Raw genomic sequence first — 16,218 nt, 5'->3', positions numbered from 1 at the left:
GCATTTTCTGTTCTCTCTCAATAGGTTTCAGCGATATCCACGTCGCTCGAGTGGTAGGTGCGCCGCCCGGTTGACCGCTGCTTTCGCGCCGTTAACCGGGCGCCACCAAGTAACAGGGCAACGGTCAGAACAGCGATCCCCACGATCGCGTGGCCTGCTCCCCGGTGGTCAGGTTCGCAAGCGGGGCGACCGGGACAATCTCCTCCGCGCTCCCACTCCTCGTACCCTTCGTCGTCTGCTGCCATGCCCTTTCGCCTTCGTTGATCATGTCGCCAATGCAGGCCGCGTTGAGCCACCACCGACGCATCAGCTCGATGTGCTTGGTGCTGGTGAAGACGTGGACGAGGCGTTCGACGCCGTGGCCGATCCAGAGCGGACGTGCCCACGGCTTCGGCTTCCCGACCGACCGCACCGCGCGCTCCTCGTGCGGATCAGCGACCGGGACCACCACCTCCGGACGCCTCTGCAGCGCCGGCTGTATCCGGATCACCGCGAGTGCCCGGCGCTCGTGTGTTGCCCGGCATTCAAAATGAACATGGCGGCGGCGCTGTAGATGATCACGAACAGGGCACCGTTCGTGCTCACGGTGACGCCGTCATGCTCATCCTGTCGGACCTCGCCCTCCGTGCCGGTGACCAACTGCGGACACACTGATGCCACGACATGTCCGTGTTGATCATGGTGGAGAAAGCAGGCGGCCAGCGGTGAAAACCCCGATCAGCGTCCACGCCTGGACAGGTCGGGCGAAACGGCGCCGCCAGGCCAGCACGGCCGCAGCCAACGCGCACAGCGCGTCGCCCAACGCCGTGGCCTGCACCGTGAGGTCCACCAGCAGGTCCTGGTCCAGCTCGAACGTCCGCTGCACACCTTGACGCCGCAGCCACTCCACCTGATCGCCCCGGACGCCGCGCAGCCAGTGCCGCACGGTGGAGACCGGGCGGCCCAGCTCACGCGCGATCGAGCGGTAACCCTGCCCACGCGCCTTCGCGACCAGCGCCGCGCCGATGACCTCGGCCGCGTCCGCCCGCCGGGGCAGGCACCAGGCCGGCATGAGCACCTGGGTGGCCCGGCAACCCGAACAGCGTGCCCGGCGCGGTCGCACCAGGCGGTGCGAACCGTCGAGCTGCCGGATCTGTCGGGCCGACGCGGAGGACCACGGTCGTAGCACCGCCGAGCAGTGTGGACAGCGCAGCGCACCGGCGTGCAGGTCGACCTCGGCCTGCTCGACGTCCAGCACGATGATCACGGCGGCGGGCTCCTCGCACAGTGGTCCAGCATGCCTATCACGCTTGTGGCGGTCCAGGGGCCAGTTCGCGTTGCTGATCGTGGTCCTGGATCGTCCACAGTCGACGGACGGCCGGGCGATGTGCTGCCGTCACGATGAACATGAGGGATCAGGAGCGGTCAGCCCTGTGCTGGGCGGGCGCGCGTGGTGTTCATTCTGCCGCCGGGGACGAAGCTCTTGGGCGTGCTCACCGTCAATGCCGCCGACAGGGCTCCACGTCGTTATCCAGAACGCCTGACAACAGACGGGTGAATAGCGTGAACCCTCGTTGACGCCTCGTCATGGGCACTCCCGCCGATGGGATGTTTCAGTGGGAGATAGGGACCGGTCGCTGAGAGCGCGACAGGTGCCGCCCGGACGAATTTGGCCGGGCGGGAGCGCACCACCGTCCCCGGGGTACAGAGGGCACCCAACCCGGTCATATCTGTCTCATGTGGAACGTGACAACCCCGATGAGGTCCAAGCGGGATGCCGTTTGGTAGGCCGACCGTAAGGAAGGCGGAATTCCGCAGCGGGCGCAGGACGGCTCGAGAAGCGAATGCCGGTAGCCGAAAGGCACCAGGAAACCGGGCACCACAATGCTGGCTCCTCCGCTGGCGGTGTTCGTATAACTGGCCGGATAGGGGCGAATGCCCTGGCCTGAAAGGGTGCTGACGCGAGCCGGGTGAGCCTGCGAAGACTCAGATGATCGATAGCGCTGGAACCGAAGGACAAGTTGGACGCCATGACCATGCTGGAGACGACCGCGGTCGCTGACGGCGGCGACATGGTGAACGGACCCGAGGACCGAAGTCTCGACTGGGATGCTGTGAAATGGCGGCTGGTCGAGGATGAGGTACGGCGGCTGCGTCAGCGGATCTTCGCGGCGTCACAGGCAGGGGACCACAAGAAGGTCCGCAATTTGCAGAAGTTGATGGTGCGTTCCCGCAGCAACGCACTGCTTTCGGTGCGGCGGGTGACGGAAATCAACGCTGGCCGCAAGACAGCCGGGATCGACGGCAAGGTCGTGGTGACACCGGAACAGAAGGCCGATCTGGTCGATTGGCTGGTGCACCAGGCCGAACCGTGGTCCCCTCGGCCGGTCAAGCGGGTGTATGTGCCCAAAAGCAACGGGCGCCGCCGCCCGCTCGGAATTCCCGTGATCGCCGACAGATGCCTTCAAGCTCTGGCGGTCAATGCTCTGGAACCCGAGTGGTTGTGAGCACGAACGTGGGAGGCAGACCGAGAGGTTGATGGCAGGTCTGCTGGCCTGCGGTGCTGAACGATCCGAGATCATGTCAACGAGAATGTCTTGCGCCAGTTGCGGTTTCGTTCGAAACTCGGTCTTGTCGGGAACACCGAGCGCGACACGACGATCAGGATCGTCGAGCTGTTCGGCCGGCACATAGATGCGGGCACCGACCAGTGCGTGCCCGCCGGGGGTGGCGTACGAGCAATAGACTGTGTTCACCCCATTCGCGACCCGGCCCGCGCAGCCCATGTACTGCCGTTTGGCGCCCGCAGTGCATTCCCCCTGTTTCTCCTGACCGGACTCGTCCAGCGCCACCACCCGCAACGGCTGGTCTCCTAACTGGTCGACCACGAACCGTCGCACCACCCCCTGAACCTGATCGTGGTCCCACACCGCGTGATTGAGCAGCCGCTGCATCGTAAACATTCAGCGGGTTCGTGAGGGTTGAGCGGCCGGTCTCCGTGCTGAAGGTGATCTTGGGTGGCTACGGTTGAAGGTATGGCTATCGAAGATGCTTGGGCTGTGGTCGACGCGCTCGCTGATCCGGAGACGCTGTATGTGTTCGGGGTGATCGCGGTGGGCGCGACACATGTGGGGATGAAGACTGAGCCGGGGACGCGGTCTATGCGGTATGTGACGACGTTCGGTGTGCAGCGCCAGACTTCGCTGTCGCGGGAGGTGGTGGAGTCGGCGGCCGCGCGGTTGAAGGCCGTGGGGTTGCTGGACGTCGTCGTCGATGAGGAACGTGGCTATGAAAGCTGGCGGGTGAGCGAGGCGGCGTTGGCGGCTGCGGCGGGCGAGGCGGTTCGGCCGGGTCGAGGCTGACCGGGTAGTCGAACCGGAGGGGGCCCTGCTGGTGTGTTGATCAGCGGTGGCGGCTGTAGTTTGATCTGGATGTGCCCGTTCCGGAGGAGATGTCGCGTGAGGAGTTGATCGCGCTTGTTGCCCACCGGGACTGTCAGCTCGCGGCGCGGGATGTGCGGATCGCTGCTCGGGATGAGCGGATCGCTGCGTTGTCGACACAGGTGGCGGGCCTGTTGGAGGCCAACGAGGAGTTGGCGGCGAAGCCGGCCCGGCTGGAGCACCTGCTGACCCGTAACTCGAGCAATTCCTCGATACCGCCGTCGAAGGATGACGACCCTGGCCGGATGCCGCCGGCGGTGAAGCCGGCACGGCGGGTTGGCGGGCCGAAGCGTGCGCGGGGTAAGCAGCCGGGGGCGCCGGGGGCGAACCTGGCCTGGGCCGACAACCCGGCCAAGCAGGTAGACCGGTTCCCGACCGGGCGTTGCGAGTGCGGCCATGACCTGGCCGGGGCCACCGATCTGGGGATCGTGGATCGCTATCAGCAGCACGAGATCCCGCTGATCAGCGTCACGGTGACGCAGTACGACCAGCATCAGGTGCGCTGCGGCTGCGGCCGGCTGCACACCGCCACCCGCCCCGAGGGCGCCCGCACCGGGTTGGTCGGGTACGGGCCGAATCTGCAAAGTTTCGCTGTCTATCTGATGGTGGTGCACTTCATCCCCGCCACGCGAGTGGTCGAGGTGCTCCAGTCGCTGACCGGCGCCACCCCCAGCGTCGGGTTCGTGCACGGCATGCTCGACCGCGCCGCAACACTGCTGGTTGAGGCGGACAAACGCATCCGCGCCCTGATCACCCTGGCCTACGCGGTCTCCGCCGATGAGACCCCGCTACGCGTCGGTGGCAAGACCCCGAAACCCGGGCGGAAGAAGGCCGACAAGTACCTGCTGGTGGCCTGCACCGAGCTCTACACCCACTACCTGCTCGGCAACCATGACCTGGACACCTTCAAGGCGTTCGTGTTCAAGGACCTGATCGACTCGGTGGTGGTGCACGACCGCTACCACCTCTACGACTCCGCCGAGATCGGCGAGCTGACCCACCAACTGTGCGGCCAGCATCTCCTGCGTGATCTTGCTGATGCCGCCGAAACCTACTCCGACGCGCACTGGCCCACCCAGATCGCCGACGCGCTGCGCGGCCTGATCCACCACGCCAACCTCGCCCGCGACGCCGGCCGCCGCGCCCTCAACGACGCCGTCCGCGACAAGCTGATCAACAATTTCCGGGACGGGGTGAAGGTCGGGCTGTCCGACACCACCAGCCACGGCACCAAGCCCGGTGAGCGCAAGGCCAGGCTGCTACTGGAGGTCCTGCGCGACCGCGAGGACGACGTGCTGCGATTCGCCCACGACCTGCGCGTACCACCCACCTCCAACCAGGCCGAACGCGACCTGAGACCGGCCAAGATCCAGCAGAAGATCTCCGGGCGGCTCACCAGCGAAGCCCGCACCAAGGACCGCTACCTGATCCGCGGCTACCTCTCCACCGCTGCCAAGCACGGCCGCAACATGATAGACGCCCTGCGCGAAGCGATCCTCGGTCACCCGTGGATGCCGCCAGACCCCGCCCCAGCCTGACCCCGCACCCCCTCCGGCAACCCCGCGGCACCGCGGGCAATTCGGCATGCCCTCACGACCAGAAACCGCACCTCAAACCCGCCCCTGAATGTTTACGCTCAGTCGACGTGTGAAGGCGCCTGGCATGATTCCAAAACGCGAGACCTACCCAGCGCGCGCGGACGGCGATGCATCGATTTTCAACAACACGGCCACCAAGATCGACCGGTCAACATCACGAAAGATCGAGGCCGGGAGACGAGAGGAGGCGAGGAGGCGAGAGACTAGAATTTTTGCCTCACCCAGGCGGCGATTTGGGTGCGAGTGTTGAAACCGAGTTTGACCAGAATATGCTCGACATGGCACTCGACAGTGCGCGGTGAAATGACGAGTTGTTCTGCAATACCTTTGTTGGACATGCCTTTGGCAACGAGCATGGCAGTTTCGCGTTCACGGCGAGTGAGCGATGGCTCCGCGGACGCGGCAGGGGCAGAAACCGTTGTGGACGGCTTCGTTTTCTCACCGAGGGCCTCACCGACGGCACGACGAATAGTCAACTGCGCGCCCTGTTCATAAGCAGCATCAAACGCACTGTCCCCGAGTGATCTCCGAGCCCGCGTTTCACATTCCGCGTATAGCTCATTAAAGGCGTAGAAGCCGAACCGAGGGTTACCGATCGGCCGCCACATCGCGTCGCTTGCTCCAAGCAGCCGCGCAAATTGTGTGACGTCGCCTTCAGCAGCGCTGATCACGGCCGCCACGTCGAGACAAGCCGGCTGGCCCAGCAGATCATCGAGATTCTGCATGATCCCAAGCGCCTCCCGTATGCGTGCGCGTGCTTCGCTGAGGTCGCCGTCGATCAACCGAGCAAAGGAAATCGCCCACAGAGCCCAGGACATTACCCATTGCTCGCCATGCGCTGCGCAGAATTTCTGACACTCGCGGAAGATATCGGTAGCACTGTCGAGATCCCCTAGGCAGGCGGCGGCCAACGATCGGTGAATGTATGCAATACCGGTAAGGCAGTTCAGTTCGTCCAACGCCCGATGCTCGGCGAGTGACCGGTCCCACATCGTCGTCGCGGTCGCGAGATCACCTTTCAACAGGAAGGACATGCCCAAGAACTGCGTCGCATGCGCCAGCACCCGTTCGTCGCCGCTCTGGCGCGCTAGTGCACAACTCTCGTCGAGAAGCACGATGCTCTGCGCGATGTCCCCTTGCAGGCCGGCAATATAGCCATTAATACAGAGCGCCCAGGCTCGGTCCCGGTCGGGCTGCGTATGTTTCGCGAGTGCTCGTCCCAGCCAGTAACGTCCGTCACGCAGGCAACCGCACGCGATCCAGTAATACCATAGTGCCGCTGCCATGCGTATCGCGGCGCGGGATTCGCCCGGTTCAGTCAGGCAAAAGTCGAGTGCCCTCCAAAGGTTAGCTCTATCGAGTCTGAGACGTTGGCTCCACTGCTTCTGATCGGGGCCGAAGCAACCGGCGTAAAGCTGCTCCGCGAAACGAAAATAATGATCCCGGTGTTGGCGGCGCACTATCAATTCCTTGCCGTCGTCGACAAGCCGCTCGTGTCCAAACTGTCGAATCGTCTCCAACATCCGATACCGCGCCGGAGAGCCTATTCCCTTCTCGCGAGTAAGAACCGACTTTTGCACCAGCCCCGCCACTCCGGTGAACACGTCCTGCGCGTTCATCCCCTCATCCGCGCAGACGCTTTCCGCGGCCTGCAGATCGAATCCCCCGGCGAACACCGACAACCGAGCCCACAAGACCCGCTCCTGCTCCGAGCATAGATCGAAACTCCACTCCACTGCTGCCCGCAACGTCTGGTGGCGAGGCAAAGCGCCTCGATTGCCGCTCGTCAGTAGTCGGTACCGGTCCTCCAACCGGGCCACAATTTCCTCTACCGACAACACTCGCATCTGCACGGCGGCCAACTCGATAGCTAATGGCAAACCATCCAACCGCTGACACAGCCGCGTCACGGCAATCTCGTTATCCCCACTCAGCTCGAAACCGGGCAGCACCGCGGTAGCACGTTCCTCAAACAATGCCAGCGACTCGTACTGTGAGCCCTGCCGTGGGTCGTTGACCGTCAGTTCGCCATTGTTGTTCGTGCTGGTCACATCGGGCAACGACAAGGACGGCACCGGCCACACGTGCTCGCCCGCCACACCCAGTGATTGCCGGCTGGTGACCAAAAATCGCACGCCGGGGGCAGCGGGCAGCAGCCTGCTGACGAGCTCGCTGCAGGCATCGAGCAGATGCTCGCAGTTATCCAAAACGAGAAGCAGACGCTTATCCACCAAGTACTCGATCAACACCGCGTCCAACGCGCGCGTCGAACGGTTACGCAACTCCAACGCCTCAAATAGGGCGTGATACAGCAACGATGGGTCCTGCAGCTTCGCTAACTCGATCAACCACGCCCCTTGCGGGAAAGCCCGCCGAACATCCCGAGCTACCCGCAACGCGAGCCGCGACTTACCCACGCCGCCAGCACCAGTCAACGTCACCAACCGCGACGCCGACATCAATCGCTTAACTTCCGCCACAGCCTGCCGTCGGCCCACAAAGCTCGTCGGTTCCCCCGGCAGACCGCCCGACACACTGACCATCAGAACCACCAGAGAATCTAAAGTTCAACGTTACATAATACCGGAGGACCTGGTCGAGTCAATGAGCCGCGTTGACTCATCCAAAATGCCCGCGTAGATGAGTCGTTGCCTCACGTAAGAATGCCCGCGTACGGCGTGTCGTGCGTCACCTGTGGGGGCTGGTGTGCTCATCGTGACCGATGGGACTAACGATGAGCCAGCGCAAGGCCGTGACGAAGGCAACCGCGATCCGGTATCGTTCGGCGTCCAAAAAGGACAAGACCGTGATCTTGGCGGAGTTGTGCGAGCTGACGGGCTGGCACCGCGACCACGCGCGGAAGGCGCTGCGGCTGGCACTGGGACCGAAACCCGTTGCCAGGAAACGGAAACAGCGGCCACCGGTGTATGGCGAGGACGTGCTGGTGCCGTTGCGGAAGATCTGGGCGGTGCTGGACGCGCCGACCGGTAAGCGGCTGGCCCCGTTCCTGCCCGAGATCGTGGCGGTGCTGGAGCGGGCCGGTGAGCTCGACCTGGAGCCTGGGGTGCGGGCGAAGCTGGTGTCGATGTCGGCGGCCACCATCGACCGCCGCCTGGCCCCGGACCGGAAGAAGGTGCAGCTCAAGGGCCGCTCGGGCACCAAGCCGGGGTCACTTTTGAAGTCGCAGATCCCGATCCGCACCTGGGCGGACTGGAACGAGAACACCCCCGGGTTCGTCGAGATCGATCTCGTCGGGCACGAGGGCGGCAACCCCAGCGGCGACTTCTGCCACACCCTGACGGTGACCGACATCGCCACCAACTGGACCGAAACCGCCGCGGTGCGCAACAAGGCCCAGAAGTGGGTTTTCCCGGCCCTGCAAGGCATTCTGGACGCATTCCCGTTCCCCGTGCTGGGTATCGACTCCGACAACGGGTCGGAGTTCATCAACGATCACCTGCGGCGCTTCTGCGAGAAAAACAAGATCACCTTCACCCGGTCACGGCCGGGCAACAAGAACGACGGCTGCCACGTCGAGCAGAAGAACTGGTCGTGGTGCGCCAGGCGGTCGGGTAGCACCGCTACGACACCCCGGCCGAACTCGAGCTGCTCAACGAGCTCTACGCACTGCTTCGCCTGCAGCTCAATTTCTTTTCCCCACAACAAAAAACTGCTCTCCAAACACCGCGAAGGCGCCAAAGTGATCAAAAAAATACGACACCGCCCGCACCCCGTATCAACGGGTCCTGGCCGACAAGAACATCCCGAAGCAGATCAAGACAGCGCTCACCCGCCGGTACCGCACGCTCAACCCCGCCCAGATCCGCCGCGACATCCACGCCATCAACGACCGGCTTCTCGTGCTCGTCACCGCCAAGCAACCAGCACGCCTGCCCACCACCCCACCCCAACCATCCCGGGCAAAATCATCTGAGTCAACGAAACCCCGTTCGCGGGCATCTTGACATGAGTCATCGGGTGAGCCTTTCCGCGTAACCTCCCGTGGCGTTGTGTGATCAATTTGGTTGATCATGTGGTGCGGCCGTGTTCGTGGTGGAGCAGGACCAGGGCGGCGGCGACGATGTCGCCGAGGCGCCAGGGGCAGCCGCGGTAGCGACGTAGAGCCTTATAGGTGGTCTTGAGTAGCGAGTTGGCGCGCTCGCCGAGGCAGCGCAGGGCGCCGTGGATGGCGTTGTAGGACTGTTGGTCGATGGTGAGTTGCTCGTCTTTGGGCTTCTTACACGGGATCGTGAAGGTCTCGGGCTCGCCTTCATAGCCGAGGTCGGCAAGGGCGAGGGCGCCGTCGGTGATCCAGTCGGTGATCCGCGTGAGCAGTTCGGGGTCGGCGCGGGCGGCACTCATGTCGTGCTCCCGGCCGGGTCGCACGTCGGAGGTCCACAGCGGCCATCCGTCCGGGGCGGAGACAACCTGAATGTTCCCGCCGTGAAGGCGGTGCTTGCCGCTCCACCCCAAATCCACCCCGCGGGTGGGGCCTGGGGTGGAGATCCGGTCGGTGTGGATCAGCGTGCCGTCCACGATCACATGCGAGTGACCAGCCGCCTTGGCCGCCAGCAGCGCCCCGTGCAGCGACGGCCGGCGCGCGGCGAGCACCGCAATGCCCTCGTCCCGGTACTCATACGCCGTCGACAAGGCGACGGCGTTGTCCCTGGCCAGCGCCACCATCCGGGTGTCTTCCAGGAACCAGCGCAGCACCAAAACGGCCTGCTTGTAGGTCCCCATCGCACGCCGTCCCTTGCGGGTACCCCGCCGGAGACGCTCGGCGTGCAGCAGTCCGGACAGGAACAAGACGCTGTCCTCGGATACCTCCAGAACAGCGGTATATGTGACACTCGTAGACACGCGGGGTCCCTGTGAAGTTGATCTGGGAGAAGACCACTTCGTAGCAGGGATCCCGCGTCTTCACGCGCATCCCCGCTCGGCGCGCCCCAAGATCACACAGCGTCGCGAACCGTTACTCGGAACGGCTCAATGCCGATTGCTTGGGCGAATTCTCTTGACATGAGGAACCGAATGCGCTCGTAACAGGTATAGCTGGGCTATTTGACCACGGGAACAGCACTGTGCCTGGCCGGGTGCAGCCGCATTTGCACACGGCCGATGGGCATTTGTTTGGCAGTCTTTCAAGACACCGACTTCTGGGGAGAGTCAATGTCTTTGCAAACAGGTTTCCGTTATCCAATCTCGCATTCTCAGGCGTTTCCCATGGGGATACGCGCTCTGCCATCACGCGTGGAACCCGCACTTGTTGATGGCGACGGCGGCGATGGCCTCCGGCAGCGAGTCGACGCCGACACCGGGCTGCCCGTGTGGCTGCTGGAGATCTCGGACAGGGCGTTGGTGATGCAGCCCAGCCACTTGTTCACCGTCGAGTTGCTGGCCAAGGATAAGCCTTACGTTCCTGCCGAGGCGATCGAGCTCGTCGGCCTGACCGTCGAGCCCATCGTGGGGGGCACCGACGAGGCGCGGTGGACCGACTTCCAGCATCGGGCGCTGGGGGTAACCGCCGCTCCGCGAAACCACGAGGACACCAGGCTGCCGCCGATGGCGCTGCTGCTGGGGGGCCGAGGAGGTTCGTGGCGATTCGACGACGACACGCCCCGGCGAAAAGGCATCGTGATGTGCGACGACGCGTTGCGCAAGGAGATCATCGCGGCCAGACCGCCGGGTGAATCGATCCTCGACTTCCTGCCTAGTAGAGGGGCTTCTCGACCGGAAGCCCGCCGAGCTCTCCGGCGGCCAACGCCAGCGGGTCGGCATCGGTCGCGCCCTGGTTCGCGGGCCCAGCGTGCTGCTGATGGACGAACCACTGAGCAACCTCGACGCCCAACTCCGCGTGGAAATGCGCGCAGAACTGCTCGCACTGCAACGCGACCTGGGAACCACCATGGTCTATGTCACCCACGACCAAGTGGAGGCGTTGACCCTCGGCAGCACGGTCGTCGTCATGAACGGCGGGAAAATCTCCCAGGCAGGCATCCCCGAACAGGTGTACACCCGCCCCGAGAACGCCTTCGTCGCCGGATTTCTCGGCGGGATGAACCTCATCGACGGCCACGTCGACACCCGCCACCTCATTTCCGGCGAGGCCAGGATCTCGTTGCCCAGACACCTGCACAGCTTCCACGGGCGACGAATCACCCTCGGGATCCGCCCGGAGTCGCTCTCCCGCGGTCGCGCAAGCGACGACGAACTCGGCGCAACTGGCCCGGTGGTGCTCACCGAGCTACTCGGCAGCGACCGCATGATCCACATCGGCGGATATTCCACCGCCCTGCGAATGCGCGAAGAACACCACACGCCTGTCGGCGACTCCGTCGCCGTTCGCGCCGATGCCGCAGACATCCACGTCTTCCTTCCCGATCGCGACGGGGAAAGAGCAGAACTCCCATGACCATCACAAGCGTCCCCGAGCACATCACGGTCCTCGGTGCCGGAATCCTCGGCGCCGCTGCGGCCCACCACCTCTCCCGACGCGGAGCACGAGTCACCGTCGTCGACGCCCAGGCCCCAGGCTATCGATCGACGACGGCTTCCTTCGCCTGCGTGAACGGCAGCGCAAAGATTGAACCAGCCCTCGCCGCTCTCAACGATCGCGGCGTCGCCGAGTACCACGACATCTCCGCCGCACTCGGAGACGCGGCCGTTCGATTCACCGGCCAGCACTTCGTGGCCACGGACCCGGATTCGCTGCGCGTGGCCGAACAACGCGTGAACGCCGCACGCGCCCGCGGCTACGGTGGCGAGCTCGTCTCCGGCGCCGCCTTCCGCGAACGCGAGCCGCGACTGCGCCTCGACACCGCCGCTTTCGCGGTGGCGTGGTTCCACGCCGACGGATGGGCGGACCCGGACGCGATCCGGAGGCACTTTCTCACCGGCTTGCAGGTACAGCGCCGCCGAGCCACCTCCATCACACCCACCACATCAGGGCGCGTCCGCATCGACTTCGACGACGGAGACTCGGTCGACACAGATCGCGTCGTCAACGCGACCGGCGCCGGCGTGGCCGACATCCGTATCCCGGCAGCCCGTGCCGCGCGAGGTACCGCCTCGTCAGGTTTCGTCGTATCGGTGGACACCCCGGTCGACCTCGTCTCTACTGTGATCCGGACCCCACGCCTCGGCATCCGCCCCGACGGCCCCAACCGGGCCCTTCTGCACAGCCACGACGTGGACGGCATGATCACCAGAGGCGAAGCCACCACGCACACGGCCGCTGACGTCCTCGTCGACCGGGCACGGCGCATGTTCCCGGACACTGGAGACATCGAGATACGACGCATTGCTGTCGGCCCCAGACCGACTCCGCCCGACGGAGCCCCCTCCGTCGGCGCCCGGGCCGACGTGGCCAGATATTACGAGCTATCCGCTCACAGTGGAGTCACCCTCGCGCCGCTGCTCGGACGCCTCCTCGCCGAAGAGATCGTCACTGGTACAACCGACCCGCTGCTCGCCCCCTTCCGACCCGATCGCTTTCGGGAAGCCCTCTGATGATTTCAGCGGACACGGCGTCGGCTGACGGAACCTACTGCGAGGGATGCGGGGTATCACTGACCGCTCGAATCAAGATCACACCGGGCAGTGTTCGCATGTGAATCAGAGCCCGCCCGGTATGTCCGGGCGGGCGCTGATTCGGCTTCGTCGAGCCGCACACGGTCACGTCCTTCACCTTGCGCACCAGCTCTCGCGCCTCATCCCGCACTGTCGGCCGATCCGTTCGTGCCGCCGCTTCACCGTGGCGGCCGCACCCGCGTCCGACGGTAGGCACCGAACCGCGCGGTGTCACACCCCCGGCGCAACCCCCTCCAGCCGCGAACTACGCGTGGTGTGCGACCGGTAACGGTCAGCCAGGTCCAGCATTCTGCCTCCCCGTCGTTACCTGACGGCTGGTGAGCCGCTGCCTGGTTGGCGCGAGTTCGACGACAGCACGGAGTTTGCGACATGGAGGCTACTCCGCGGGTTCACTGCCGCTTCAGCTGTTGGCCAGCAAGACGATCAAGGCTGTCCTGGTCGGATCATGGCTCGAAGCGCGCGGAGTGAAACGTGGTTCCTTTCTCCATCAACAGAAGGCGTTTCATGGCGTTGGCGGGAGGAACGCTCGGTGCGGTGACCGCAGGCCAACTCGTCGACGGCGCACCGTCAGCGCAGGCAGCCGATCTGGACCCCGCTCCGTTCACGCTCGGCGTGGCCTCGGGCGAGCCGAATCACGACAGCGTCGTGCTCTGGACGAGGTTGGCGCCTGATCCGTTGAACGCCGAAACCGGTGGTATGCCAGCGGAACAGGTACCGGTTCGTTGGGAAATCGCGGCCGACGAAAACTTCCGCCAAGTCCTGCAATCCGGCACGGCGACCGCTAGCCCGCAGTCGGCTCACACGGTGCACGTCCTGGTGCGCGATCTCGCTCCGGGCCGCTGGTACTGGTACCGCTTCCAGGCCGACGGGACCTACAGCCGGATCGGCCGCACGCGCACCATGCCGCCGCTCGGCGCCCCGGTCGACCGGATGCGGTTCGCGTTCGTCTCCTGCCAGTCGTGGGTGGGCGGGCCCTACCCCGCCTACCGCGATCTCGCCGACCAGGACGTCGACTTCGTGATCCACCTCGGCGACTACATCTACGAGACCGCGAACGGCAGCCTGACCGAGTTCCGCGGGCTGCACGCGCGGTACAAGACCTCGCCGGACCTGCGTGCCGCGCACGCGCGTTTCCCGTTCATCCTCACCTGGGATGACCACGAAGTGCAGAACAACTACGCCGGTGCGGTCGCCGGAGGGACCGGCGACGGACGGCCGTTCCTCGAACGGCGCGCCAACGGCTACCAGGCGTACTACGAGCACCTGCCGATGCGGCCGGAACAACAGCCCCATGGGCCGGAGGCATTGATGTACCGGCGAATCCGCTTCGGGCGCCTCGCCGAGTTCAGCGTCCTGGACACCCGCCAGTACCGATCGGACCAGGCACTCGGCGACGGACGCAAGGCGCCGGCCGGCGAGGTGTACGATCCCGCCCGCACGATGACCGGGCCCGCGCAGGAACAGTGGCTGCTGCAGGGACTGAGCGAGTCCGCAGCCAAGTGGAACGTGATCGCGCAGCAGACGATCATGGCCGCCTTCGACTACGACCTCGGTCCGGGACAGATCGTCAACCTCGACCAGTGGGACGGTTACCCGGCGGCCCGCTCCCGCATCCTCGACTTCATCGACCAACACCGGCCGTCCAACCCGGTCGTGCTCAGCGGCGACTGGCACACGCACTGGGTCAACGACCTCAAGACCGACTTCACCGACCCGGCTTCGGAGACCATCGCCACCGAGTTCGTCGGCACCTCGATCTCCTCCGGAGCGGGCTGGGACGCCGACGTCAGGCAGGGTCTGGCGGCCAATCCGCACGTCAAGTTCTACAACGGCAGCTATCGGGGCTACGTGCTGTGCGACGTCACTGCGCAGCGCTGGCGCAGCGACCTGCGGATCGTGCTCAACGCGAGGGATGCGGTCTCTCCTGCGTACACGATCGCCGCATTCGAAGTGCGCGACGGCATCCCGGGCGCCCAACGGATCGACGCGGGTGACGGTCTCGTCGGCAAGGTCACCGACGATTCCACCGGCGCCGCGCTGCCGAACGTCGAAGTGGCGATCATCGGCGCCGACGGTAACCGGGTGACGGCGAGCACCACCGATCCTTCCGGCGAATACACCGTTTTCGTCCCGCCCGGCACATACACCGTCGCAGCCAACGGTGTGGGCTACAACCGCGCCAGCAGCGTGACGACGGTCGAATCGGGGAAACCGACTCGGGTTGACCTCCGCTTGTCGCGAGCGGTCGCGCACGCCAGCACTGGTCGCACCGTGCCCGGACCGCAATCGCAGGCCACGACGTCTGACATCGTCATCGGCAACGACCTGATGGCGCTGGCGGTGTCGGCGGGGAGCAATGACGGCCAGTTGCCCGGTGCCACCGTCGGCAAACCGCTCGACCTGGCCGCGGTGGGGCACCTCGACCAGCTCGACTGGCTCAACCTCTCGTACGCCTCGACCGCGCAGCCCCGCGGCGCCAACGCGTGGCAGCAGCTCACGGTCAAGTACACCTCGGTCGAGGTCGTGGCGACCACCGACTCGTCGGCCGTCGTCCGCGCCGCCGGAACCAGCACCGACTTCCCCGACGTGGAAGCGGTCACCACCTACCGCATCGACAACGGCCAGCCGTGGGTCACCGCGGAGACCACGTTCACCAACCGGGGCGCGCAGGCCTGCACCTTCTGGACTGGCGACGTGATCGACCACGACGGCGCCGGGCAGCGCAGCGGGATCGCCGGACATGGAACCATCACCACCGGCTACGGAAGCCCTGGCGACTACGTTCCGAGCGGGACGTGGATCGGGATGACCGGTTCCGACCGCCAGACCTACGGGCTGCTCTACGAGAACTCGTCATTCGGCGCCTACGGCAATGGGAACTGGATCATGAGCCAGCTGCAGGTGGCCCTCGAACCAGGAGCGACGTTCACCCTCCGACGACGAGTAGCCGCCGTCGACAGTGGAGCAGACTCCGACCCGTTCACAGCGCTCGCCCGGCTGTGAGCAAGCGGGACGTGGCGTCCATTGGGGACACTGCCGGGAAGTTCCCGCCACGTCCCGCAACCGGGCCTGTGGGGCTCGATTATTCGTCGTTGCTGTTCAAGCGGTGTATCGGTACTCGTTGGTGACGCCCCGGACGTGGGTGCGTAGGACGTGGCAGGCGGGCGAATCCTGAACTGGGGGTGGGTTGTTCCTGGGCTTCGGGTGGTATCTGGTTGCGGGCCCGGTGGGGCGGTGTTTGTTGTAGTGCTCTTGGTACTCGGTGAGAACGCGGCGTGCATGGGTCTTACCGATGATGAGGGAGTGGTCGGGGACTTCTCGATGGAGGCTGCAGATCGCTCTCTCGCAGTGCGCATTCGCTCGTGGCGCCCGCGCCGGTGTCTTGATGATCTCGATATCGTCCGTGTACTTGCTGTTTGCGGTCTCCGGTGAGGAAACGCAGCGAGTCCATACGCGTGCCGAGGCCGGTGGCGACGTTGCACGCTTGCTGAGTAGCCCAGGCGGCCGTCGGGTGTGCGGTGACGCCGGGGATCTGCAGGCGCCGCGCGCGGTGTTCTAGGAAGACCAGGGCGTATGGGCGTTGTAGACCGGTGGTGTCGATGCTCAGGAAG

The 16,218-nt window shown here is 65.2% G+C and carries 14 protein-coding genes and 1 pseudogene; 7 read left to right on the top strand and 8 right to left on the bottom strand.

Annotated features, from left to right (window positions below):
* Nucleotides 1-124: 124 nt before the first annotated feature.
* The 3 genes from FDZ84_RS33635 to FDZ84_RS33625 all read right to left on the bottom strand — a co-directional run bounded on the left by FDZ84_RS33635 (nt 125) and on the right by FDZ84_RS33625 (nt 1,246).
* Nucleotides 125-412 (bottom strand): hypothetical protein, encoded by a 288-nt coding sequence (locus tag FDZ84_RS33635; protein WP_168589134.1) that lies wholly within the window; start codon nt 410-412, stop codon nt 125-127.
* A gap of 74 nt (nt 413-486) precedes the next feature.
* Nucleotides 487-639, bottom strand: a complete 153-nt coding sequence (locus FDZ84_RS33630) for a hypothetical protein (protein ID WP_168589133.1) — start codon at nt 637-639, stop codon at nt 487-489.
* A 37-nt stretch (nt 640-676) separates the two neighbouring features.
* Entirely contained in the window at nt 677-1,246 is a 570-nt protein-coding gene (locus FDZ84_RS33625) for a DUF6431 domain-containing protein (protein WP_168587152.1), read from the bottom strand.
* Nucleotides 1,247-2,009: 763 nt separating this feature from the next.
* Between FDZ84_RS33625 and FDZ84_RS33620 the strand changes: the two genes are divergently transcribed.
* On the top strand, nt 2,010-2,486 hold the full coding sequence (locus FDZ84_RS33620; RefSeq protein ID WP_246868614.1) for a reverse transcriptase N-terminal domain-containing protein: 477 nt from the start codon (nt 2,010-2,012) through the stop codon (nt 2,484-2,486).
* A gap of 72 nt (nt 2,487-2,558) precedes the next feature.
* Here FDZ84_RS33620 and FDZ84_RS41265 read toward each other — a convergent pair.
* Nucleotides 2,559-2,933 (bottom strand): annotated as a pseudogene (locus tag FDZ84_RS41265) (transposase); the annotation flags it as partial.
* An 81-nt stretch (nt 2,934-3,014) separates the two neighbouring features.
* Between FDZ84_RS41265 and FDZ84_RS33610 the strand changes: the two are divergent.
* Nucleotides 3,015-3,341, top strand: coding sequence for a hypothetical protein (locus tag FDZ84_RS33610; RefSeq protein ID WP_168589132.1), 327 nt, complete (start codon nt 3,015-3,017; stop codon nt 3,339-3,341).
* A gap of 89 nt (nt 3,342-3,430) precedes the next feature.
* Complete coding sequence (locus FDZ84_RS33605; RefSeq protein WP_168589131.1) at nt 3,431-4,957, top strand: IS66 family transposase; 1,527 nt, start codon at nt 3,431-3,433, stop codon at nt 4,955-4,957.
* A gap of 263 nt (nt 4,958-5,220) precedes the next feature.
* On the opposite strand, the gene FDZ84_RS33600 is transcribed toward FDZ84_RS33605, so the two are convergent.
* Complete coding sequence (locus tag FDZ84_RS33600) at nt 5,221-7,560, bottom strand: LuxR C-terminal-related transcriptional regulator (RefSeq protein WP_168589130.1); 2,340 nt, start codon at nt 7,558-7,560, stop codon at nt 5,221-5,223.
* 191 nt (nt 7,561-7,751) lie between these two features.
* Here FDZ84_RS33600 and FDZ84_RS33595 point away from each other — a divergent pair, with 191 nt between their 5' ends.
* Nucleotides 7,752-8,951: a DDE-type integrase/transposase/recombinase gene (locus FDZ84_RS33595; protein WP_210435282.1), complete on the top strand. Its 1,200-nt coding sequence runs from the start codon at nt 7,752-7,754 to the stop codon at nt 8,949-8,951.
* A 95-nt stretch (nt 8,952-9,046) separates the two neighbouring features.
* Here the strand turns inward: FDZ84_RS33595 and FDZ84_RS33590 are convergent, their stop codons facing one another.
* Both FDZ84_RS33590 and FDZ84_RS40260 read right to left on the bottom strand, forming a co-directional pair.
* Nucleotides 9,047-9,877, bottom strand: a complete 831-nt coding sequence (locus FDZ84_RS33590; protein WP_168589129.1) for a transposase family protein — start codon at nt 9,875-9,877, stop codon at nt 9,047-9,049.
* Between the two features lie 384 nt (nt 9,878-10,261).
* On the bottom strand, nt 10,262-10,393 hold the full coding sequence (locus FDZ84_RS40260) for a hypothetical protein (RefSeq protein WP_256413610.1): 132 nt from the start codon (nt 10,391-10,393) through the stop codon (nt 10,262-10,264).
* A gap of 310 nt (nt 10,394-10,703) precedes the next feature.
* Here FDZ84_RS40260 and FDZ84_RS40390 point away from each other — a divergent pair, with 310 nt between their 5' ends.
* The 3 genes from FDZ84_RS40390 (at nt 10,704) to FDZ84_RS33575 (ending at nt 15,610) form a co-directional block, all read left to right on the top strand.
* Nucleotides 10,704-11,429 carry an ABC transporter ATP-binding protein gene (locus tag FDZ84_RS40390; RefSeq protein WP_210435281.1) on the top strand — a complete coding sequence of 242 codons (726 nt, stop codon included), beginning with the start codon at nt 10,704-10,706 and terminating at the stop codon, nt 11,427-11,429.
* Nucleotides 11,426-12,526 (top strand): FAD-binding oxidoreductase, encoded by a 1,101-nt coding sequence (locus FDZ84_RS33580; protein WP_168589128.1) that lies wholly within the window; start codon nt 11,426-11,428, stop codon nt 12,524-12,526. Before FDZ84_RS40390 ends, FDZ84_RS33580 begins: the two co-directional genes overlap by 4 nt.
* Nucleotides 12,527-13,111: 585 nt before the next feature.
* The gene (locus tag FDZ84_RS33575; RefSeq protein WP_168589127.1) at nt 13,112-15,610 is read left to right on the top strand and encodes an alkaline phosphatase D family protein; all 2,499 of its coding nucleotides are present in this window, start codon (nt 13,112-13,114) and stop codon (nt 15,608-15,610) included.
* A gap of 96 nt (nt 15,611-15,706) precedes the next feature.
* On the opposite strand, the gene FDZ84_RS41260 is transcribed toward FDZ84_RS33575, so the two are convergent.
* Nucleotides 15,707-15,994, bottom strand: coding sequence for an integrase core domain-containing protein (locus FDZ84_RS41260; RefSeq protein ID WP_371812935.1), 288 nt, complete (start codon nt 15,992-15,994; stop codon nt 15,707-15,709).
* Nucleotides 15,995-16,218: the final 224 nt, after the last annotated feature.

This window comes from Saccharopolyspora sp. ASAGF58, assembly GCF_012277335.1.
GTDB classification, from domain to species: domain Bacteria; phylum Actinomycetota; class Actinomycetes; order Mycobacteriales; family Pseudonocardiaceae; genus Saccharopolyspora; species Saccharopolyspora hattusasensis.
Note: the sequence above shows the minus strand (reverse complement) of the source record. Positions and strands in the feature narration are given on the sequence as shown.